This is a genomic window from Catellatospora sp. NPDC049133, assembly GCF_040648455.1.
Classification (GTDB): Bacteria; Actinomycetota; Actinomycetes; order Mycobacteriales; family Micromonosporaceae; genus Catellatospora; species Catellatospora aurea.
Genome location: NZ_JBEZDT010000042.1, coordinates 43,223 through 63,577 on the forward strand (window position 1 = coordinate 43,223; position 20,355 = coordinate 63,577).

Annotated in this window: 19 protein-coding genes; 8 read left to right on the top strand and 11 right to left on the bottom strand. The window is 71.6% G+C overall.

The annotated features are described in order from the left end of the window. Positions 1-93 precede the first annotated feature (93 nt). The gene (locus tag AB0B35_RS35135) at positions 94-714 is read left to right on the top strand and encodes a class I SAM-dependent methyltransferase (protein ID WP_361054110.1); all 621 of its coding nucleotides are present in this window, start codon (positions 94-96) and stop codon (positions 712-714) included. Positions 715-923: 209 nt separating this feature from the next. After that, complete coding sequence (locus AB0B35_RS35140) at positions 924-1,616, top strand: HAD-IA family hydrolase (protein WP_361054112.1); 693 nt, start codon at positions 924-926, stop codon at positions 1,614-1,616. A gap of 12 nt (positions 1,617-1,628) precedes the next feature. On the opposite strand, the gene AB0B35_RS35145 is transcribed toward AB0B35_RS35140, so the two are convergent. From AB0B35_RS35145 to AB0B35_RS35175, 7 genes are read right to left on the bottom strand one after another with little or no spacing between them, the layout of a single operon-like run. Continuing rightward, positions 1,629-2,852, bottom strand: a complete 1,224-nt coding sequence (locus AB0B35_RS35145) for an MFS transporter (protein WP_361054115.1) — start codon at positions 2,850-2,852, stop codon at positions 1,629-1,631. After that, positions 2,852-5,011, bottom strand: a complete 2,160-nt coding sequence (locus tag AB0B35_RS35150; protein ID WP_361054118.1) for a glycogen debranching N-terminal domain-containing protein — start codon at positions 5,009-5,011, stop codon at positions 2,852-2,854. The genes AB0B35_RS35145 and AB0B35_RS35150 overlap by 1 nt, the downstream gene beginning before the upstream one ends. Beyond that, positions 5,008-5,373 carry an SCP2 sterol-binding domain-containing protein gene (locus tag AB0B35_RS35155; RefSeq protein ID WP_360536533.1) on the bottom strand — a complete coding sequence of 122 codons (366 nt, stop codon included), beginning with the start codon at positions 5,371-5,373 and terminating at the stop codon, positions 5,008-5,010. Before AB0B35_RS35155 ends, AB0B35_RS35150 begins: the two co-directional genes overlap by 4 nt. Further along, a complete protein-coding gene (locus tag AB0B35_RS35160; RefSeq protein WP_360536531.1) occupies positions 5,370-6,965 on the bottom strand; it encodes a GMC family oxidoreductase in 1,596 nt (531 codons plus the stop codon). The genes AB0B35_RS35155 and AB0B35_RS35160 overlap by 4 nt, the downstream gene beginning before the upstream one ends. After that, positions 6,965-8,851, bottom strand: a complete 1,887-nt coding sequence (locus tag AB0B35_RS35165; protein WP_361054121.1) for a glycoside hydrolase family 15 protein — start codon at positions 8,849-8,851, stop codon at positions 6,965-6,967. Before AB0B35_RS35165 ends, AB0B35_RS35160 begins: the two co-directional genes overlap by 1 nt. Beyond that, positions 8,848-10,272, bottom strand: coding sequence for a glucose-6-phosphate dehydrogenase (locus tag AB0B35_RS35170; protein WP_361054124.1), 1,425 nt, complete (start codon positions 10,270-10,272; stop codon positions 8,848-8,850). Before AB0B35_RS35170 ends, AB0B35_RS35165 begins: the two co-directional genes overlap by 4 nt. Then, positions 10,269-11,567 carry an NAD(P)/FAD-dependent oxidoreductase gene (locus AB0B35_RS35175; protein WP_361054127.1) on the bottom strand — a complete coding sequence of 433 codons (1,299 nt, stop codon included), beginning with the start codon at positions 11,565-11,567 and terminating at the stop codon, positions 10,269-10,271. Before AB0B35_RS35175 ends, AB0B35_RS35170 begins: the two co-directional genes overlap by 4 nt. Positions 11,568-11,646: 79 nt before the next feature. Here AB0B35_RS35175 and AB0B35_RS35180 point away from each other — a divergent pair, with 79 nt between their 5' ends. Next, entirely contained in the window at positions 11,647-12,399 is a 753-nt protein-coding gene (locus AB0B35_RS35180) for a hypothetical protein (RefSeq protein WP_361054129.1), read from the top strand. Here AB0B35_RS35180 and AB0B35_RS35185 read toward each other — a convergent pair. Then, positions 12,396-12,782, bottom strand: coding sequence for a DUF2267 domain-containing protein (locus AB0B35_RS35185; protein WP_361054132.1), 387 nt, complete (start codon positions 12,780-12,782; stop codon positions 12,396-12,398). The two genes, AB0B35_RS35180 and AB0B35_RS35185, sit on opposite strands and share 4 nt — an antisense overlap. Before the next feature lie 299 nt (positions 12,783-13,081). Between AB0B35_RS35185 and AB0B35_RS35190 the strand changes: the two genes are divergently transcribed. From AB0B35_RS35190 to AB0B35_RS35210, 5 genes are all read left to right on the top strand, one after another. After that, positions 13,082-13,600 carry a (2Fe-2S)-binding protein gene (locus AB0B35_RS35190; RefSeq protein WP_361054135.1) on the top strand — a complete coding sequence of 173 codons (519 nt, stop codon included), beginning with the start codon at positions 13,082-13,084 and terminating at the stop codon, positions 13,598-13,600. After that, complete coding sequence (locus AB0B35_RS35195; RefSeq protein ID WP_360539719.1) at positions 13,600-14,589, top strand: xanthine dehydrogenase family protein subunit M; 990 nt, start codon at positions 13,600-13,602, stop codon at positions 14,587-14,589. The genes AB0B35_RS35190 and AB0B35_RS35195 overlap by 1 nt, the downstream gene beginning before the upstream one ends. Beyond that, entirely contained in the window at positions 14,586-16,793 is a 2,208-nt protein-coding gene (locus AB0B35_RS35200; RefSeq protein ID WP_360539717.1) for a xanthine dehydrogenase family protein molybdopterin-binding subunit, read from the top strand. Before AB0B35_RS35195 ends, AB0B35_RS35200 begins: the two co-directional genes overlap by 4 nt. A gap of 2 nt (positions 16,794-16,795) precedes the next feature. Continuing rightward, positions 16,796-17,104 (top strand): DUF6582 domain-containing protein, encoded by a 309-nt coding sequence (locus tag AB0B35_RS35205; RefSeq protein WP_361054138.1) that lies wholly within the window; start codon positions 16,796-16,798, stop codon positions 17,102-17,104. A 95-nt stretch (positions 17,105-17,199) separates the two neighbouring features. Continuing rightward, the gene (locus AB0B35_RS35210; RefSeq protein ID WP_361054141.1) at positions 17,200-17,667 is read left to right on the top strand and encodes a hypothetical protein; all 468 of its coding nucleotides are present in this window, start codon (positions 17,200-17,202) and stop codon (positions 17,665-17,667) included. Position 17,668: 1 nt separating this feature from the next. Here AB0B35_RS35210 and AB0B35_RS35215 read toward each other — a convergent pair whose 3' ends face one another. From AB0B35_RS35215 to otsB, 3 genes are read right to left on the bottom strand one after another with little or no spacing between them, the layout of a single operon-like run. Beyond that, entirely contained in the window at positions 17,669-18,451 is a 783-nt protein-coding gene (locus tag AB0B35_RS35215; protein WP_361054143.1) for a 5'/3'-nucleotidase SurE, read from the bottom strand. A 32-nt stretch (positions 18,452-18,483) separates the two neighbouring features. Continuing rightward, positions 18,484-19,488 (bottom strand): PfkB family carbohydrate kinase, encoded by a 1,005-nt coding sequence (locus tag AB0B35_RS35220; protein ID WP_361054145.1) that lies wholly within the window; start codon positions 19,486-19,488, stop codon positions 18,484-18,486. 56 nt (positions 19,489-19,544) lie between these two features. After that, on the bottom strand, positions 19,545-20,348 hold the full coding sequence (gene otsB / locus AB0B35_RS35225) for a trehalose-phosphatase (RefSeq protein ID WP_361054148.1): 804 nt from the start codon (positions 20,346-20,348) through the stop codon (positions 19,545-19,547). Positions 20,349-20,355: the final 7 nt, after the last annotated feature.

Below are 20,355 nucleotides of genomic sequence, written 5' to 3' on the forward strand. Positions count from 1 at the left end.
GACCAGCCTCCTAGGATGCGCAGCGCGTGTGGGGGCGGCACCACCGGCCGCGCGCCCCTACGCTGAACCGCATTCGGACAGCGGGGGAGATCCATGAGCATCCGGTACGGCGACGTGCTCGCCGACCTGCGACAGGCTTACGACGGCGGCGCCGCCGAGCGCGACACCCACGACAAGGAGCCCTGGAAGGTCGCCGAGCGGGCCGCGTTCGCCGACCGGCTGCACGCCGAGCAGCGGCGCACCCTGCTCGAACTCGGAGCGGGAACCGGTCAGGACAGCCGGCACTTCATGGACGCCGGATTCGAGGTCGTCGCCGTGGACCTGTCACCCGAGATGGTGGCCCGGTGCCGTGCCAAGGGCGTGGACGCCCGGGTGGCCGACTTCCTCGACCTGGGCCTGCCGGACGCGTCCGTCGATGCCGTGTACGCGCTGAACTGCCTGCTGCACGTGCCCGACACCGATCTGCCCGCCGTGCTGGACAACATCCGCCGCGTCCTGGTGCCCGGCGGTCTGTTCTTCCTGGGCGTCTGGGGCGGGCTGCACCACGAGGGCGTGCTGGTGGCCGACCGGCACGAGCCGCAGCGCTTCTTCGCCTGGCGCACCGACGACGCCCTGCTGGCCTTCGCGCGGACGTCCTTCGAGGTCGAGGATTTCCACACGGTCGCCGTCGGCGAGTACACGTTCCAGTCGCTGACACTGCGCCGCCCCTGGTGACCGCTGTCCGTCGTCGACCGCGGCTCACGACGTCGGGCTTCGCCCGACCGACACGCGGGACGTGGGCGATTTGCCCTTGTTTCAGGTGGTCCTGGACTGGCGACCGTAGCGGAGCCGGGGACCTGCCCGCGCGATCCGGCCGTGTCCCGCCTGGTGGCGGCGGTGATGACGCTGGGTGAGCTCGCCGGTCGGGCTGGTAGCCTTCGGCCGTGCCCGGGACCATTCTGTTCGACCTTTTCCACACGCTGCTCGACGGCGCGGACGCGCAGCGGGACCGGGTCGTGGCCAGGATGGGCGAGATCGTCGGCGTGGATCCGACCGCGATGGTCTACGCGTATCACGACTCCTGGCGCGAGCGGCTGGTGCGCTGGTCGGCGGAGGAGACGGTACGCCGGCTGGCCCGGCGGCTCGGCGGCAAGCCGTCGGCGGACCAGGTGCGGCGCGCGGCCGCGCTGCGGCTGGAACTGGCCTCGTGGCTGCTGAACTCGGCCCCGTCGGGCACCCTGGTGACGCTGGACGGGCTGCGGGCGGCAGGATGGCGGCTGGGCCTGGTCAGCAATGCGACGGCGGAGGTCGCCGAGGCGTGGCCGAGCAGCGGGCTGTCGCGCCGGTTCGACGTGGCGGTGTTCTCGTGCGTGGCCGGGGTCGCCAAGCCGGAGCCTGGCATCTACCTGGCGGCCGTGGACAAGCTCGGGGTCGCGCCGCAGGACTGCGTGTTCGTCGGCGACGGCGCGGACGACGAACTGGCGGGTGCGGCGGCGGTCGGCCTGTCGGTGGTGCGTACGGCGGAGTTCGTGGACCGGTCGAGGGTGTGGGCGGGGCCGGTGGTGGGTTCGCTGGCCGAGCTGTCGGAGTCACTGGTCGGTCTGGGTGTGCGGCAGCGCGGGGCGAGCGCAGCGTAGGCACGTCGGCCGTCAGCTCGTGCCAGGACTGTGCGAGGGTGCCGGTGCGGGGTGCAGCGCGGGTGGCGGGGGCCGGCGATGGGCGACGGCGAAGGACAGCAGGCCCATGGCGAGCGCGACGAACACGGCGATGCCGTACAGGTGCGACAACGGGGTGCCTGCGTTGACGAGCGGGCCCGCGCCGAACGCGGCGATGCCGTAGCCGAGCTGGTAGGCGGCGATGACCCCACCGGCGACGGCGGTGGTGAAGCCGGTGAGTTCGCCCTGGCCGAAGCTGATGGTGAGCGGCAGCAGGGCGGAGCAGCAGAGCCCGGCGGCGCCGAACGCGAGCACGCCCTGGACGTCGTGGCCGCGCGGCAGGCTCGCGATGATGGCGAAGACCCCGGCCAAGGCGAACGGCAGCAGGTGGAAGGTGGCGCGGGCGGGCAGCCACCGGGTGATCGCGGCGAACAGCAGCCTCCCGAGGGTGACCATGGCCCAGAACGCGGTGAGCGCGAGCGCGGCGGTCGTGGCGCCGGCCCCGACGCTGCTGGTCATGTCGAGCTGGGCCCAGTTGCCGTTGATGGTCTCGCAGATGCCGTACAGCAGCGCGAAGGCTGCGTAGAGCCAGAACCGGGCCGGGATGCGCCCGCGAGCGGCGGTGGCGGCGGCGCGCGCGCCGGTGTGCATGGGCAGCCGGAGGCTGACCGCGATCAGGCCGACGAGCAGCAGGGTGGACAGCACCGGCAGGCCCCACCAGAAGCCGAGCCCGACGAACAGGGCGACGAACACGGGCGCGAGCGCGGTGCCGAGTCCGAGCAGCGCGTTGAGGATCAGCACGGCCCGGTCCACGGCCCCGGGGTGGAACGCGGCGGCCAGGGAGTTGAGCGCGGGTACGGCCAGGCCGAATCCCGCGCCGAGGAACGCGGTGGCGGCCAGCAGCAGCGGGTAGGCGAGATTCTGCTGGTGCATGACGGCTGCGCTGGCAAGTAGCAGCACCATGGAGACCAGGGAGCAGGCCAGCCCGGCCAGGTAGACGGCGTGGGTGCCGTGGCGGCGGGCCAGGCCCGCGCCGGCAAGCGCGGCGGCGATGGCGGCGACGACCTGCGGGGCGAACATCACGCCGTACTGGGCGCTGGACAGGCCGTAATGGGCCGGGTCGGTGAGGATGGTGCTGGCGGCGGGGATGGTGACCAGGACGATGCCCTGGACGACCCCCGCGACGTCGACGACGGTGGTCTGGGTGCGGGTGGCCATCAGGATTCGCGCCGGTTGACGAGGGTCTGCAGGGTCGACAGCTGGGGCCGGAGTTTGCGCAGCCGGTCGTCGGCGCGGACCTGGACGCGGCCGCGGCCGTAGGCGTCGCGGTGCCCCCAGCGGCCGGGCACGTCGAGCAGCGCGAGATGGCCGATGCCGACGGGCAGGGCGGGGTCGACGACGAGGTGCTCGTCGACGGCCTGCAGACCGAGCATGGTGCCGAGCAGCAGCAGCGGAGTGCCGGTGGACCAGGCTTGCGGGCTGCACGCGGTGGGATACGGGACGGGGTACTTGGTGACGGCGCGGTCGTAGCCGCAGAAGGCCTCGGGCAGGCGGCCGTTGAAGAACTCGGCGGCGTCGAGGATGCCGGCGGCGACGCGGGCGGCTTCGTTCTTGTAGCCGTAGCGGCGCAGCCCCCAGGCGATGAACGAGTTGTCGAACGGCCAGACGGTGCCGACGTGGTAGCCGACGGGGTTGTAGCGTTCCTCGCCCTCGGCCAGGGTGCGGATGCCCCAGCCGGAGTAGAGGCGGGGTCCGAGCAGGTGCTCGACGATGTGGTGGGCGCGGCGGCGTTCGACGATGCCGGACCAGAGCAGGTGGCCGATGTTGGAGGACAGGGTGTCGACCTGGCTGCCGTCGGCGTCGAGGGCGAGCGCGTAGTACTTGCGGTCCTCGATCCAGAAGTCGCGGTTGAAGCGGCGTTTGAGGTCGGCGGCCTGCTCGTCGAGGGCGTCGGCGAGGGTGGGGTCGTGCCAGACGGTGCGGGCCAGGCGGGCGGCGCGTTTCTTGGCGTCGTAGGCGTAGCCCTGCAGTTCGCAGGTGGCGCGGGGGAAGCCGGGCAGGCGGCCGTCGGAGTAGGAGATGGAGTCCCAGGAGTCCTTCCAGCACTGGTTCTCCAGGCCGGTGTCGCGGTTGCGGGTCTGGTACCAGACGTAGCCGTCGCCGCGCAGGTCGGCGTACTGATCGATCCAGTTGAGGGCGGCGCGGGCCTCGAATTCCAGGTCGCGGACGAGTTTGGTGTCGCCGCTCCAGCGCTCGTACTCGTCGAGCAGGATGAGGAACAGCGCGGTGCTGTCGGCGGAGCCGTAGTAGGGGGAGTGGGGCCGCTCCTCGAAGGCGGTGAGCTCGCCGTACCGCATCTCGTGGAGGATCTTGCCGGGGTCTTCGTCGCGGAAGTCGTCGATACGGCTGCCCTGGCGGGCGCCGAGTTCGGCCAGTGTCGTGGCGGCCAGCGACGGCGCGTAGGGCAGGGCCTGCAGACTGGTGAGGATGCTGTCGCGGCCGAACATGGTCATGAACCAGGGCAGGCCCGCGGCGGGCAGGGTGCGTTCGCCGGAGGTCATGGGCGCGAAGCGCAGGGCGGCCAGGTCGGTGAGGCTGCGCCGGTACGTGTGCTTGAGCGGCTCCCAGTCGCATTCGAGTTTCGGCGCTCCGGCGATCCACTCGTCGAGGTCCTCCTCCATGTCCTTGCGGGTGTGCCCGGTCTCGGTGCGGGCGGTGACGCGCTGGTTGGCGGCCCAGCCCCACAGTGAGCAGCGCACGTGCAGGTCGGTGGTCCAGCTGCTGTGCCCGCCGAGGTGCACGGTGTAGGTGATGCCGTGTTCGTCGATGGCGGCGGCGGGGGCGTCGGTGGGCTGGCCGTGGGCGTCGACGTGGGTGGAGACGGCGGTGTTGATGAGGGTCTCTCGGCGGTAGGTCTGGCGTTCGTAGCCGAGCAGCAGCAGGTTGCCGTCGATGCGGGTGTAGTACTTGCCCTTCTTCTTGAGGTGGTCCTTGACCTCGAACAGGTCGGCGAAGTCGGCGGCGGCGTCCAGGCGCAGGCTCAGCGTGACGGGGGTGGCGCTGTGGTTGAGGATGGTGAGTTCCTCGCGGAAGCCGTCGACGACCTCGCGGCGGCGGATGACCGACAGGGTCGCGTCGACGTAGACGGTGCCGGTGCCGGGCACGAGGAAGAACCGGGTCTCGAAGTAGTGCAGGTCGTCGGTCGACAGCGGGTTGAGGCGGTGCCCGTCCAGGGTGAGCACCCAGCGGGACAGGTAGCGGGTGTCCCAGGAGAACAGGCCGTTGGGTTCGGTGGGTGAGGCGTCGATGTCGCCGGCGGTGTCGCTGACGACGAACGTGTTGCCGTCGAGGGTGCTGACAGAGCCGGTGGTGGTCATTTCTGGTGCCTCCGGGTCGCCGGTGCGGGCAGCGGTGGCCGCCCGGGGAACAGCCGTTGCAGCATGACGATGAGGTGCAGCTCGCCTTCCACGTCGATCTGGCCGCGCAGCACCGCGGCCATCGTGTTGACCTGGCCGGTGACCATGCCGTCGAACAGGTTCTTGGCGACGTGCACGACGCAGTCGGCGTGTTCGCCGCCGCGGCTGACCTCGATGTGGCCTTTGTCGATGGCGACGCGCCAGTGCTCGGCGTGGCCGTCGCCGGTCAGGTCGAAGCGGATGGTGCCGGAGGTGGCGCGCAGCAGCGGGTAGCGGCCGTGCTCGCCGAGGCTGTGAAAGTAGTCCGCGGTGGGGTCGGTCACCGCGGGGCTCCCGGGGCCGTGGTGGCGGGTGCGGCGTAGCTGACGCCGAGGCGGCCGGCGATGTGCTCGCCGACACGCAGGGCGTTGGCCATGGCGGTCAGGGCCGGGTTGACCGCGCCGATGCTGGGGAAGAAGCTGGTGTCGACGACGTACAGGTTGTCGAGTTCGTGGGCCTTGCAGTGCGCGTCGAGCACGCTGGTGGCCGGGTCGGTGCCGAAACGGCAGGTCCCGGCCTGGTGCGCGACGCCCGCGATCGGGATGTCGGACTTCATGTAGGCGAAGCGGTGCACGAGGTGATCCTCGTGCAGCTGCATGGTGGACAGCATCGACTTGAGCTGGTGGTAGAGCCGTTTGGCGGCGGTGGGGTTGCTCGGGGTGTAGTCGAGCGTGATGTGGCCGTCGCGGCTGACGGTCACCCGGTTGTCGGGCCGGGGCAGGTCCTCGGTGGACAGCCAGAAGTCGACGGCGTGCCGGGCGACGTCGGCCAGCGCCCAGCTCGGGGCGAGTTTGGTGGCCAGCGGCTTCTCGCCGCGGTACATGTCGGGCTCGGACTTGCCGATCATCTGGATGTTGCCCATGGGGTAGTCGAAGTCGGGGCCGCGGAAGTAGAAGTCGTTGAGGCCCAGGGTCTTCTGGAACCTGGTCTCGTTGGGTTCGCGCGACAGGGCGAGCACGGCCTGCGACAGGTGGTACATGTAGTTGCGCCCGACCTGGTCGGACGAGTTCGCCAGGCCGTGCGGGTGCAGGTCGCTGGCCGACATCAGCAGCAGCTTCGCGGAGTTGGCCGCGCCTGCCGACACCACGACGATGTCGGCGGCGTAGCGCTCCTCGTGGCCTTCGTGGTCCACGACGACCTGGGTGACGGCGGTGCCGGCGAGGTTGGTCTCCAGGCGTACGGCGTGGGCGTGGGTGAGCAGGGTGACGTTGGGCGCCTGCAGCGCGGGCCGCACGGCCAGGGTCTCGGCGTCGGACTTGGCGTGCAGCGGGCACGGGAAGCCGTCGCAGTGCTGGCAGCGCACGCAGATGCTGTAGGGCATGTTCTGCTCGTTGAGCCGCACCCCGACCGGGGCGTGGAACGGGTGGTAGCCGGCGGCCGCGAGGTCGTCGGACAGCTGCTGGATGCGCGGCTCGTGGTGCAGGGCCGGGTACGGGTAGGGCCCGGACGCGAAGGGTTCGGTGGGGTCCTCGCCGCGGTTGCCGTGCACCTCGTACAGCTGCTCGGCCATCGTGTAATACGGCTCCATCTCCTCGTAGGAGACGGGCCAGGCCGGGGAGATGCCGTCGTGGTGCTTGAGCTGCCCGAAGTCCTCGCGGCGCAGCCGGTACAGGGCCGCGCCGTAGAGCTTGGTCGCGCCGCCGACGTAGTAGTGGACCTGCGGCTGGAACCCGTTGCCGTGCTTGTCGTACCAGGTGTCCTTGGAGATGTACCGGTTGTCGATGAAGACTTCGGCGGTGTCCCAGTTCTCCGGCTCGCGGGGCAGCCAGTCGCCGCGTTCGAGCAGCAGGACGCGCTTGCCGGACGGCGCGAGGTAACGGGCCAGGGTGCCGCCGCCGGCGCCGGTACCGATGATGATCACGTCGTATGCGTCCATCAGAGTTCTCCCAACCGCTCCGCGAGAATGATCATCCCGGCGGCTCCGATGAGCGCCAGGTGTGAGAAGGCTTGGGGGAAGTTGCCCAGGTGCCTGCCGGTCTGGGCGTCGAACTCCTCGGCGTACAGGCCCAGCGGCGAGCGCACCCGCAGCAGCCGTTCCATCAGGTCCCGGGCTTTTTGCAGGTCGCCGACGATGGCCAGGGCGGACACCAGCCAGAACGAGCAGATCAGAAAGGTGCCTTCGCGGCCGGTCTGCCCGTCGTCGGTCTGGTCGGTGCGGTAGCGCAGCACGAATCCGTTGTCGGTGAGCCCGGTGGCGATGGCGTCGACGGTCGCCTTCAGGCGGGGGTCGTCGCCGGGCAGGAACCGGAACACGGCGGCGAGCAGGGTGGAGGCGTCGAGGGCGTCGGTGCCGTAGTGCTGGCGCAGGACGCCGTCGGCGGTGACGCCGTTGGCGAGGATGTCGGCGCGGATCTGCTCGGCGGTCCGCGCCCAGTCGGCGGCGCGTTCGCCGTCGCCGCGCAGCACGGCGAGCTTCGCGGCGCGGTCCAGCGCCACCCAGCACATGAGTTTGCTGGACACGTAGTGCTGCGGGTCGCCGCGGGCCTCCCAGATGCCCTGGTCGGGTTCGGTCCAGGCCTTCGTGGCACAGTCGGCCTGCGACACGACCAGCGGCCACAGCCGACGGGGCAGGCGCTGGCTGCGGCGGCTGTGCAGCAGGATCGCGTCGAGCACGGCCCCGTAGACGTCGTTCTGCCGCTGCCGGTAGGCGGCGTTGCCGACGCGCACCGGCCTGGCGCCGTTGTAGCCAGACAGCTCGTCGACGGAGGTCTCGGGCAGTTCGCGGCGGCCGTCGATGCCGTACATGATCTGCAGGGAGCCGTCCTCGGTGGGTTCCACGTCGGCGATGAACTGCATGAACTCCTCGGCCTCCCAGTCGAGGTTCAGCAGGTGCAGGGCCCGCAGCGTGAAGGTGCTGTCGCGCATCCACGTGTAGCGGTAGTCCCAGTTGCGCGACCCGCCGGGAGTCTCGGGCAGCGAGGTGGTGGCGGCGGCGACGGTCGCGCCGGTCGGCACGTAGGTGAGACCCTTGATCGCCAGCGCGGACCGTTGCAGCGGGTCGCGCCACCGGTGGTCGGGGATGCGGGCCTGGGCCAGCCACAGCCGCCAGAATTCGCACGTCTGCTCGATCGCGGCGCGGGCCTGATCGGGGTCGGTGGGGGTGAGCAGGCCGTCGGCCCAGGACAGGGCGCAGAAGGCGCGCTGTCCGGCCTGCAGGGTGTGCCGGGCGCGGACGCGGCCGCCTTCGACGCCGAGGGTCAGGTCGGTGGCCAGGCGTACGGTTAGACCCCCGCCGGTCGCGTCGGCGGTGCGGCGGCCTCCGTCGAGCAGCTGCCAGGTCGCCGGCTCGCGGCCGTAGTCGAACACGGGTTCGCAGATGAGCTGCAGGGCTACGGTGCCGGCGACGACTTCGGCGGTGCGGACCAGGATGTGGGTGGCGTCGACGTCGACCGGTGGGCGGGTGTGCGGGTTGACGGTGTCATCGGCTGCGGCGGGGCCGAGCACGAGGGCGTCGCGGACGACCAGCCAGCCGGTCTTGGTGCGCCACGCGGTCTCCAGCACGTTGGTGCCGGGCACGTAGTGGCGGGCGGTGGGGTGGTCGATGCCGTACGGGCCGAACTTGAACATGCCGCTCTCGCGGTCCAGCAGGCTGGCGAAGATGCTGGGCGAGTCGAAGCGGGGCACACACAGCCAGTCGACGGACCCGTCCGGCGCGACGAGCGCGCCGGTGTGGCAGTCGGACAGGTAGGCGTACTCCTCGATCGGCGGGAACGGCGACGGGGCGGCCGAGGAGACGACACCGGGTCCGGCATGGGCGGTCATGGCATCTTTCCGGGCGGATCCGTGTCGACGATCCACGGGCCGCGCCAGCCGTGGCCTTCGACGAGCTTGTCCGCCCCGGCCGGGCCCCAGCTGCCGGGAGCGTAGGGTTCGATCGGCGACGGCTTGTCCAGCAGCGGCTGCAGGATGCGCCAGCACTCCTCGACGCCGTCCTGGCGGGTGAACCGGTTCGCGTCGCCGAGCAGGGCGGCGTGCAGCAGCACCTCGTACGGCGTAGGTCCTTCGCCGCCCTCGGCGGCGAACTCCATGTCCAGGGTGATCGGTTCGGGGCCGTCGGCGTCGGCACGGCGGGCGTCCAGGCGCAGCCGTGCCCCGGTGGTCGGGTCGAGCTTGATGACGAACTGGTCGGGTTCGGGGATCTTCCCGGCCAGCGCGGGCAGGCCCAGGCGTGGCGGGCGCTTGAACACGACCCGGAACTCGGTCTGGGTCACCGGCAGGCACTTGCCGGTGCGGATGAAGAACGGCACCCCGGACCAGCGCCAGTTGTCGATCTCCAGTTTCAGGGCGGCGTACGTCTCGGTCGTCGAGCCGGGCTTGACGCCGTCGATGTCGGCGTAACCGTCGTACTGGCCGCGCACGTAGTTCGCTGGGTCGGCGTCGAGCACGGCGCTCCACAGCGCGTTGCTGGCGTTCTTGACCGCGTCGGGACGCCGTCCGGCCGGTGGCTCCATCGCCCCGCCGGCCAGGACCTGCATGAGGTGGTTGACGACGACGTCGCGCAGCGCGCCGACCGGGTCGTAGAAGTGGCCGCGGTCGGCCACGCCGAAGCTCTCGGCCATGGTGATCTGCACGCTGTCGACGTAGGAGCGGTTCCACACCGGTTCCAGCATCGTGTTGGCGAACCGCAGGTACACCAGCTCCTCGGTGCCCATCTTGCCGAGGAAGTGGTCGATGCGGAACAGCTGCGACTCGTCGAGGTACTCGTGCAGCTGGTCGGCCAGTTCCCGGGCCGAGGCCAGGTCGTGGCCGAACGGCTTCTCGACCACGACCCGCCCGCCCCGCACCAGCCCGGCCTCGGACAGGCCCTTGACGACGGCCGCGAACAGCGACGGCGGGATCTCCAGGTACGACACCGGGGCCTTCGCGTCACCGACCGCCGCGGCGACCCGCTGGTACAGGCCGGCGTCGGTGAAGTCGCCCGACACGTACGACAGCCGGGCCGCGAACCGCGCGAACACCGTGTCGTCGACGGGTTCGCCGGTCCCGGCGATGCACTCGCGGGCGTGGTCGCGCAGCTGCTCGACGGTCCAGTCCTGCCCGGCGACGCCGATGATCGGGCAGTCGAGCAGGCCGCGGCGGTCGAGCCGGTACAGCGACCGGAACGTCATCACCTTGGCCAGGTCGCCGGTGATGCCGAAGATGACGAACACGTCGGCGGGCGTGGGTGTGGCGGGTGCGGTCATGACGCGCTCCTGGCGGCAGATGCGGTGACGGGCGGGACGAGCAGCCGCTCCGGGCAGTGGCCGGGGTGCAGGTAGAACTCCTCGGCCCAGGTGATGAACGCGTTGGTCTCGGCCTTCGCGTCGGCCATCAGGTACGCGTGGATGCCCAGCCATGCCGCGAACGCGATCCTGCCGTGCAGCTCGTGGTGGCGCGCGCCGAGTTCGGCGATGGCCGCGTCCCGGCCGATCATCGCCATGATGCCCTTGTCGTGGTACGCGAACGCGCTGCGCGGCCGCCCGTTCGCCTCGGCGATGATGTTGAACCCGACGACCCGGCCGGCCTGCTGCGCCACCGACGCGAGCTGCGGCAGCGGCAGCCCGTCGGCGCCGGGGATGTTCGCGGCGTCACCGGCGGCGTAGACACCCGGGTGACCGTCGACGGTCAGATCGGGGCGCACGTCGATGCGCCCGCCGCGCCCGGTCGGCATGCGGCATTCGCCGACCAGCGGCGCGGCCGACACGCCACCGCCCCAGATCACCGCCCGGGTCGGCACGGTCGTGCCGTCGTCGAGGATGACATGGTCCGGGGCGACCTCGGTGGCGGTGACACCCAGCCGCAGCCGTACGCCGCGGCGTTGCAGCTGCTGGGCGGCGTAGGCCTGCGCGTCCGGGCCGAACGGGCCCAGCACGGCGTGACCGTGGTCGACGAGCACGACCCGGGACCGGATCAGCGCGAGCTTCTCGAACTGGCGGGGCAGGATCGTGCCGACGAGTTCGGCCAGCGCCCCGGCGGTCTCCACGCCGGTCGGGCCACCGCCGACGACCACGAACGTGATCTCACCCGCGCTGGCCGGACCCTCGGCGGCCGCCTCCTGGTAGACCGACCGCAGCCGCTCGCGCAGTCTGAGGGCGTCGTCGAGGGTGTACAGCGGGAACGTGTGCTGGGCAGCGCCGGGCACGCCGAAGAAGTTGGCCTGCGCGCCTGCGGCCAGCACCAACACGTCGCCGGTGACGGTGTCGCCGTCGGCCAGCGACACGGTATGGGTCTGCGGGTCGACCGCGACGACGTCGGCGGTGCGGACCTGCACGTTGTCGTGGTCGGCGAACATCTCGGCGAGGTCGTAGGACACGTCGGCGGGGTCGAGTTCGGCCGTGGCGACCTGGTACAGCAGCGGCTGAAACTGGTGGTAGCCGTTGCGGTCCAGCAGGGTCACCCGGATGTCGGGCTGGCCGGTCAGGGTTCTGGCGCACGCGACGCCGGCGAACCCGCCGCCGATGACGACCACATGGGTGCTGCGCTCGCTCACGCCGCTCATCTTTCCAATATCGGGATTCAACCGGGCGGTTACCGCCAAACGCAGATTTCCGGTGCAGCTGCGTTGCGAGCATGGACAGGTGCGCCACCTGCAGCCGCTCACCCTCGCGCTGGCCCTGACCGCGAGCCTGCTGCTCGGCCCGGCCGCTCAGCCGGCCGCCGCGCCGACGCCCGCGCCGACCCCGGCGCCGTCGCCGCTGCCGCAGGGCGCGCAGCCCGTGCGGCTCGACCCCGCCGACTTCACCACCGTCGTCGACAACCCCTACCTGCCGCTACCGGCCGGGGCCCGGTGGAGCTACGACACCCCGAGCCCAGACGGCGATTTCCGCACCGAGGTCACCGTCGGGCCCGGCCCCGCCGTCGCGGGTATCGCCGCGGTCGCGGCGCGTTCGCTGACCACCGACGCCGGCGGCGGCGTCGTGCGCGACGAGAGCCGCTGGTACGCCCAGGACAGCGCCGGCAACGTGTGGCTGCTGGGCGAGACCGCTCGTGACTATGTCAACGGCACCCTCACCGGCGTCGACGGCTGGCAGGCCGGGCAGCAGAACGCGCAGCCCGGCATCGCGATGTCGGCCCGGCCTGTGCCCGGCCAGCGCTGGCGGATCGGGTACAGCCGCGGCCGGGCCGAGGACTCCGCCCGGGTACTGGCCACGCACGAGCAGGTCAGCGTGCCCGCGGGCGCCTACCGCGACGTCGTGGCGATCGAGCAGACCTCGCCGCTGCTGCGCGACGTCCGTGTGCTGCGCTTCTATGCCCCGGACGTGGGGCTGGTGCGCTCGGAGACCGCCGGGTCCGCCGACCGCACCAGCCTGACGGCTTACCGCAAGCCCTAGGCCGCGGCCCGGACCCGGCCGCGTGCCATGGTCCGGAAATCGTTGGGCAGCTGCTGCATGACGTGGTCGAACGTCTCGTCGCCGAGGTCCTCGCGCAGGGCCGTGAACACCCCGCGCACCCCGGCGTCGGTGTCGCGCTCGTTGAGCCCGGTCCGCTCCTGGACCCGCCGCAGCAGCTCCGGCAGGTCGAAGCACTTGATGCGCCCGTTGGGCGGCAACGAGTCCCGCAACCCCTCGTGCAGGTGCGCCGCCAGGTGCCGGTTCTCCCCGTTGCTCAGCCGTGCCGCCAGGCACTCCAGCGTCGCGCGCGTCGTGTCGGCCGCTTCCTCCACGGTCAGCCCCGACAACTCGGCGACCTTGCGAAAGAACTGCTTGTCTCCCATACGTTCCCTCCCGTACTAGCTCCACACGGTCGGGGGTGATCCCCCAACACCCTAAGTCCCCATGCCCCCTACACCACCCTTTACACCATTTCACCCACCCCCTGATCGGGCCGATCATGAACCTGAGGACCTGTTCGACGGTGTGTCACCACCCTGCGCCCGTGCTCACCTCCGCCGTACCGGATGTGCCGAATCGGCTCTGAGCTGCGGCGATCGATGGCATCCTGAGATGTCCACTCCATGCCGGTCGTCGGCGCGGCAGGGCCCTGCGGCGACCGGGCGGCGGCCGGAGGCGTCCTATGAAAACCACCCGAAGCGGTACACGTGCCCCAGCGAAGCAGGATCAGTACACCGTCGACGTGTTCGCCGTCGTCAACGGCGCGCCCGTGCAGTGGCGCGTCGACACCCGCACCACCCTGCTGGAGGCACTGCGTGACAGCTCCGGCCTGACCGGCACCAAACGCGGCTGCGACCAGGGTGCCTGCGGCGCGTGCACGGTGCACGTCGACGGAGCCCGGGTGCTGTCCTGCCTGATGCTCGCCGCGCAGGTCGACGGCCGCCAGGTCACCACCGTCGAAGGGCTCGCCGGCGAGCTGGGCATGCACCCGATGCAGGAGGCGTTCCTGCGCCACGACGCGTTCCAGTGCGGTTTCTGCACCTCCGGGCAGCTGATGTCCGCGGTGTGCCTGCTGCGCGAAGGCCGCGCCGGCAGCGACGCCGAGATCCGCGAGTACATGTCGGGCAACCTGTGCCGGTGCGGCGCGTACCCCAACATCGTCGCCGCCGTCCGTGAGATCGCCGACGGGGCAGGTGCGTGATGAGGGCCTTCGTGTACGACCGTCCCGCCGCCGTCGACGAGGCCGTCGCCACGGTGGCCGCCGACCCGCAGGCCGCGTTCCTGGCCGGCGGCACCACCCAGGTCGACCTGATGAAGGACGGCGTGTGGACACCCGACCGGCTGGTCGACATCACCCGCCTGCCGCTGCGCGGCATCCTCGTGGAGAGTCAGCAGCTCAAGGTCGGCGCGCTGACCACGATGGAGGAACTGGCCGCCGAACCCGTGGTCGCGCAGCGCCTGGCGTTCGTGCGCTCGGCGCTGCTGCAGGGGGCGTCGGTGCAGCTGCGCAACATGGCCACCATCGGCGGCAACCTGCTGCAGCGCACCCGCTGCCGGTACTTCCGCGACCCGACCGTGTCGGCCTGCAACCGGCGCAGCCCCGACTCCGGCTGCGCCGCCGTGGACAACGTCGCCCGGATGCACGCCGTGCTCGGCGTCGACGAGCGCTGCATCGCCCTGCACGCCTCCGACGTCGCCGTGCCACTGGTCGCCGTCGAGGCGTCGGTGCTGGTCACCGGGCCGAGCGGGCAGCGGCGCATCCCGCTGACCGAGTTCTGGGTCCGCGCCGACGAGGGCCCGTCGATCGAGAACGTGCTCGGCCACGGCGACCTGATCACCGAGCTCGACATCCCGCTGCTGCCCAGCGGCTGGCGGTCGGGTTACCTGAAGGTCCGCGACCGGGCCTCCTACGAGTTCGCGCTGACCTCGGCCGCGGTAGCGCTGCAGATGGACGGCGACATGATCGCCGACATCCGCATCGCGCTCGGCGGCGTCGGCTCGGTGCCCTGGCGGGCCCGCGAGGCCGAGGAGATGCTGCGCGGCACCCACGTCGACCCGGTGCGCTTCGAACAGGCCGGCCGCGCCACCATGGCGTCGGCGTTCACCGTGCCCGGCACCGCGTTCAAGGTGGACCTCGCGGTCCGCACGCTGTCCCGGCAGCTGCTCACCATGACGGAGGCGTCGCGATGACCGCCACGAAACCCGATCTCGGCACCTGGGTCGGCAAGGGGATCGACCGCGTCGACGGCCCGCACAAGGTCACCGGCAGCGCGCCGTACTCCAGCGACGTCACCCTGCCCGGCATGCTGCACGCCGTGATCGTCACCTCGACCATCCCGGCCGGTAGCGTCACGAAGATCGACACCAGTGCGCTGCTGACCCTGCCCGGCGTGCGGGCCGTGTTCACGCACGAGAACTTCCCGCGCCTGAACGCCCCGGCGCCCGTGCTGTTCGGCGAGGCCCCGATCGCGCCGATGCAGGACGGCCGGATCGTCTTCCACGGCCAGGAGGTCGCCTTGGTCGTCGCGGACACCCCGCAGGAGGCGACCGAGGCCGCCCGGCTCATCGAGATCACCTACGCGGCCGAGCCGGCGCTGCTCGACCCCGCCGACGGGCAGCCGGAGCCGCTGGCGCTGTCACCCGACACGTCCCGCGGCGACACCGAGGCCGGCTGGGCAGCCGCCGACGTGCGCGTCGGCGCAACCTACACGACGCCCGAGAACACCAACAACCCGCTCGGGCTGATGGGCTGCGTCGCCGCGTGGGACGGCGACCACCTGGAGATCCACGACTCCACGCAGGGCACCAACGCGCTGCGCACCACGCTGGCCGTCATGTTCGGCGTGCCGGAATCGGGCGTACGCGTGCACACGCCCTACCTCGGCGGCGGATTCGGCGCCGGGCTCAACCAGTGGCCGTACAAACTCCTGGCCGCCGGAGCCGCCCGCGAACTCGGCCGCCCCGTCAAGGTCATGCTTACCCGGCCCCAGATGTTCAAACTCGTCGGCCACCGACCCAACAGCGAGCACCAGGTGCGCCTCGGCGCCGGCCGCGACGGTGTGCTCACCATGATCGAGCACCGGGCGTCGTGCCTGTCGTCGATCGACTTCCCGGCGGTGGGGCTGCTCACCAGCGGCACACCGCACCTGTACAACTGCCCGAACGTCGCCACCGTGGAACGCACCGTACGGCTCAACCGCCGCTACCCGACGTCCATGCGCGCGCCCGGCGAGGCCGAGGGCAACTGGGCGATCGAGACCGCCATGGACGAGCTCGCCCACGAACTCGGCATGGACCCGCTCGAACTGCGGCTGCGCAACCTCGCCACCGACCTCGACCCGGCGACCGGCAAACCCTGGTCGTCGAACGCCGTCATCGAGTGCTGCAAGGTCGGCGCGGAGCTGTTCGGCTGGTCGCGGCGCGACCCGCGGCCGTCGTCGATGCGTGAGGGCGACCTGCTCATCGGCTGGGGCATGGCCGCCACCGGGTTCTTCGCCTACATGCCGGTGTCCCAGGCCCGGGTCACGGTGTACGCCGACGGCACCGCCGCCGTGCGCTCGGCGGCCACCGACATCGGCACCGGCACCTACACGATCATCACGCAGGTCGCCGCGGATCTGCTCGGCCTGCACCCGCAGCAGGTCGACTTCCAGCTCGGCGACAGCGACCTGCCCGCCTCGGCGCACTCCGGCGGCTCCGGGCTGGCCTCGTCGCTGTCCAACGCCGTCATCGACGCCGTGAGCCACCTGCAGGGGGCGCTGCTGGACCTGACCGGCGACGACTCGCCGCTGCACGGGCTGGGTCCCGATGACGTGGTCTGCCGCGACGGCGCGCTGTGCCGCCGCGACGACCCGTCGGTGCGGGTCGCCATCGCCGACCTGCTCGCCGGGCAGGGTCTGGTCGAGGCGTCCGGCGACGGCCGGCTGCGGCCACCGGACGCGGCCGCCGCGTCCATGGTCCACGCGGGCCCGTACGGGGCCCGGTTCGTCGAGGTCGCCATCGACCCGATGATCGGCCGGCTGCGGGTACGCCGGGTCGTCAGCGTCACCGACGGCGGGCGCATCCTCAACCAGAAGCTGGCCCGCAGCCAGATCATCGGCGCGACCGTCGGCGGCATCGGCCAGGCCCTGTTCGAGGACACCCTGACCGACCCCGGCACCGGCCGGGTCGCCAACGGCACCTTCGGCGACTACCTGGTCGCCGTCAACGCCGACGTGCCCGACATCGAGGTCGTCTTCGTCGGTGAACCCGACCGGTACACTCCGTCGGGCACCAAGGGCATCGGGGAGATCGGCCTGGTCGGCGTCGCCGCGGCGATCGGCAACGCCGTGCACCACGCCACCGGCCGCCGCCTGCGCGACCTGCCCATCACCATCGACCAGCTCATGATGTGACCATGACAACCAAGATCAAAACCACCTGGCGGGCGTACGAGGTGCAGGGCGAGCTGAGCACCGCCGAGAAGAACCGCCTGCCCGAGTCGGTGTTCGCGTTCCCGGACAGCCGCAAGCTGCCGCTGACCGACGCCGATCACGTGCGCAACGCCCTGGCCCGCTTCGACCAGGTCGTCGGCGTCAACGACGACGACCGCGACCTGGCCTTCGCCAACCTGCTCGCCGCCGCCGAGCACTACGGCGTCGACGTCGCCGAGACCGGCTGGCGCCAACTCGGCCGCAAACCCCACACTCCGAACCCGGCCCACTGACCACCGGCGTGCGGCTTCCCTGGAGCCGCGACGGGTTCCACCGGTTCGTTTGTGGACGGTCGCGACCGTCGCGGGGTTCTGGCATGATCTGCCGCATGTCGCACCCCTTGCCCCCCGCTCCGGTCATGCCCTACACCGCGTATCCGATGCCCGTGCCCGTGCCGGAGGGCCACGGCGTGCTGATCGTGAGCTTCAACCGCGGCCCGTACATCGTGTCCGCGGCGTCCACCTGCCGGTTGAAGATCGACGGACGAGAGGTGCCGTTCGCCGGCGAGGGCACCTACTACATCGTGGTCCCGGCCGGGCCGCACGAGGCCAAGGTCACCGACTTCATCGGCATGCCGATGATCAAGACGGCGCTGACCGTGCACCCCGGCGCGGGACACCAGCTCGCGTTCCGGTTCGGCGGCTGGCGCAACCGGGTCCACGACGGGCAGGGCGCCGACGTCACCACCTTCGGCATGTGGTCGAACTACCTCATCATGCTGGTGTTCTTCCCGGTGTTCTTCCTGCTGTGCTGCGGCGGCGTCGCCCTGATCTCCGCACTGGGCTCGTCGGCGTAGCTCACACGGTCGTCAGCAGATCCGCCAGGTCGGGCAGTTCCACGGCGGCCTCGCCGAGCGGCTGCAGCGGTGTCACGGTGGCATACCCGTCGGCAAGCAGCGCCATGTCGGTGCCCGGCTCCAGGTGCGCGCCGGTGTCCTCCAGGGCGGTGCGCACGAAGCCGCTGCCACGCTCGGCGATGCGCATCTGCACCTGGCCGAACCGGCCGAACTTGGCCCGGCACAGCCCGCGGACCTGGTCGGCCGGCAGATCGGGCACGTTCAGGTTGAGCACGGTCTCCTTCGGCAGCTCGTCGAGCAACCGCAGCAGCGCGACCGCGTACCCCGCTGCGGTGTCCCAGTGCCGGTCGTCGTCGGTCAGGTCGCCGTCGGCCAGGTCCAGGGACACGGCCAGGCCACGGCAGCCGTAGGTGGCCCCGGTCAGCGCCGCGCCGACGGTGCCCGAGTGCAGGACCGCAGGGCCGGCGTTCGCGCCCCGGTTGACGCCGGACAGCACCACGTCGGGCGGGTCGCCGAACGCGCCCCGGGTCGCGATCAGCGCGGCCAGCGCCGGGGTGCCGGTCACCGCGTACGCGGGCACGCCGTCCAGATCCGGCAGTTTGCGCTCCTCGACGATTATGCGGCCGTCCTGGGCGACGGCGCTGATCGCGGCGCTGGCGCCGCTGGAGTCGCGGGCCGGGGCCGCCACCACGACGTCGAACCCGGCGGCGGCCGCGGCGTGGGCGAGCCGGTGCAGCCCGGGTGCTTCGATGCCGTCGTCGTTGGTGATCAGGACCCGGGTCATCAGACTTCCTTTCGTCGGTGCGGGGGAGCCGGTCACGAGCGCTTCACCTTCTCCGCGAGCTGCTCGGGGGACGTGTGCCCGCCGCGCTGCTCGGCCGGAGGGACCGCGGCGCTCGCGCCCGGCAGCGGGGTCAGCTTGACCCGGGTGGTGAACTGGTCGATCACGTCGGCGCGGCCGGTGCCCAGGCCGTGGCGGGTGACGTTGAGGGCGCCCGCGGCCGCGCCGGTGCGGATGGCCTCTTCGAGGTCGCGGCCGCGCGCCAGCATCGCGACGACCCCGGCGGTCATCGAGTCGCCCGCGCCGCGGTGGTCGGCGGGCTCCAGGCGCGGCAGTTCGACCTGGCGGACCTCGTCGTCGATGAGCACCAGCGCGGGGTGCTCGGCGCGGCTGAGCACGACCGCGCCCGCGCCCTCCTCGCGCAGCCGGTGCATGGCCGCGACCAGGCCCGGGATGGTCTCCTCGGTGGCCCGGCCGTCGCGCAGCACCTCCTCGTGCGACACCTTGAGCACGTCGACGCCGCCTTCCAGGACGGCGGTCAGGTAGTCGCCGGACAGATCCGCGACGACCTTGGTGCCGTTGCGGCGCAGGTCGCCGGCCAGCCGCCGGTACACGTCAGGCGGCAGCACCTGCGGGTCGGCGACCCCGGCGAGCATCGCGACGTCGGCGCGTAGGCCCTCGGCGAGCGCGACGTTGTACAGCTCGTCCTGGTCGTGGCGGCTCAGTGGCTGCCCGGGGGCCTGGGCGATCTCGTTGCGGGTGCCGTCGCGGCGGTCGTGCACGTAGGCGCCGTTGCGGGCGGCGACGTCGATCGCGCCGACCTCCAGGCCCTCGTCGAGGATGAGGTTGCGCACGACGCGGCCGGTCTCGTCGCCGAACGCCGAGCACAGCACGACCCGTACGCCCAAGGATTTGATCATGCGGGCGACCCAGACACCCTGGCCGCCGGCGTGCAGGTGGATCTCCTCCTCGTCACCGACCTGCTCGATGGTGACGGTGAGCTGCGGGGACGGTGAGAACACCATGACTGATTCCGGCATGATCAGCGCTTACCCCGGCGGCGGGCAGCTCAATCCTGCGGCCGCCGGGGCTTCGATCAGGTGTGCGAGGGGGTGAAGGCCTGCCCGGCCCGGCGCAGCAGTGGCACCAGGTCGCGCGGCGAGCCGACGATGACGTCCATCATGGCCGCGACCTGGTCGCCGGTCTCGGGGTTGGACACCCCGACCCGGAACACCTCGAAGGCGCGGTCGGTCTTGGCGCGGTCGGCGAGCGCGGTCAGAGCGGGCAGGTCGCCGAGGTCGTCGCCGAAGTACCAGACGCAGTCCAGGTCGCGGGTCGCCGAGCGCATGACGCCGCCCTTGTCGCGGCGGATCGGGGGTTTGAGTTCGAGGACCATCCGGCCTGGCAGCGGCGACAGGCCGTATTCGGAAGCGCGGTCGCCGCCCCAGCGTTCGACCTGGGCGCGCAGGTGCGGGGCGGTGCGGTAGTGCAGCGCCACCGACAGCCGCTTGTCCTCGACGAGGATGTCGGGGTCGAGTTCGGTGACGGCCCGCTTGGCGACGTCGGCGACCGCGGAGATCCACGGCACGACCTCGGGGTCGGTCCACAGGGTCCCGTCGGCGTCGAGGGACTCCATGCCGTAGAGGCCGTACAGGCGGACCGGCAGCCCGCCGAAGTGCTTGCGCAGGAAGTCGACGGGCCGTCCCGACACGACCGCGACGGTGCGGATGTGTTCGGCGATCTCGGCCACGGCCGCCACGGCGCCCGGGACCGGTTCGACGCCGGCCGGGTCGTCGCGGATCTCGGAAAGGGTGCCGTCGAAGTCGAAGAAGAAACCGCAGGTTTGACGTCTTTCGGCTGCTATACGTAGTGCGTCAGTGACGCTCTGCGATTCGATCACTCGCCTA

Coding starts and splice junctions, on each gene's coding strand:
- AB0B35_RS35135 (WP_361054110.1), top strand. CDS start 94: ATGAGCATCCGGTACGGCGACGTGCTCGCCGACCTGCGACAGGCTTAC.
- AB0B35_RS35145 (WP_361054115.1), bottom strand. CDS start 2,852: ATGGCCACCCGCACCCAGACCACCGTCGTCGACGTCGCGGGGGTCGTC.
- AB0B35_RS35150 (WP_361054118.1), bottom strand. CDS start 5,011: ATGACCACCACCGGCTCTGTCAGCACCCTCGACGGCAACACGTTCGTC.
- AB0B35_RS35160 (WP_360536531.1), bottom strand. CDS start 6,965: ATGGACGCATACGACGTGATCATCATCGGTACCGGCGCCGGCGGCGGC.
- AB0B35_RS35165 (WP_361054121.1), bottom strand. CDS start 8,851: ATGACCGCCCATGCCGGACCCGGTGTCGTCTCCTCGGCCGCCCCGTCG.
- AB0B35_RS35170 (WP_361054124.1), bottom strand. CDS start 10,272: ATGACCGCACCCGCCACACCCACGCCCGCCGACGTGTTCGTCATCTTC.
- AB0B35_RS35175 (WP_361054127.1), bottom strand. CDS start 11,567: ATGAGCGGCGTGAGCGAGCGCAGCACCCATGTGGTCGTCATCGGCGGC.
- AB0B35_RS35185 (WP_361054132.1), bottom strand. CDS start 12,782: ATGGGAGACAAGCAGTTCTTTCGCAAGGTCGCCGAGTTGTCGGGGCTG.
- AB0B35_RS35190 (WP_361054135.1), top strand. CDS start 13,082: ATGAAAACCACCCGAAGCGGTACACGTGCCCCAGCGAAGCAGGATCAG.
- AB0B35_RS35195 (WP_360539719.1), top strand. CDS start 13,600: ATGAGGGCCTTCGTGTACGACCGTCCCGCCGCCGTCGACGAGGCCGTC.
- AB0B35_RS35200 (WP_360539717.1), top strand. CDS start 14,586: ATGACCGCCACGAAACCCGATCTCGGCACCTGGGTCGGCAAGGGGATC.
- AB0B35_RS35205 (WP_361054138.1), top strand. CDS start 16,796: ATGACAACCAAGATCAAAACCACCTGGCGGGCGTACGAGGTGCAGGGC.
- AB0B35_RS35210 (WP_361054141.1), top strand. CDS start 17,200: ATGTCGCACCCCTTGCCCCCCGCTCCGGTCATGCCCTACACCGCGTAT.
- AB0B35_RS35215 (WP_361054143.1), bottom strand. CDS start 18,451: ATGACCCGGGTCCTGATCACCAACGACGACGGCATCGAAGCACCCGGG.
- AB0B35_RS35220 (WP_361054145.1), bottom strand. CDS start 19,488: ATGCCGGAATCAGTCATGGTGTTCTCACCGTCCCCGCAGCTCACCGTC.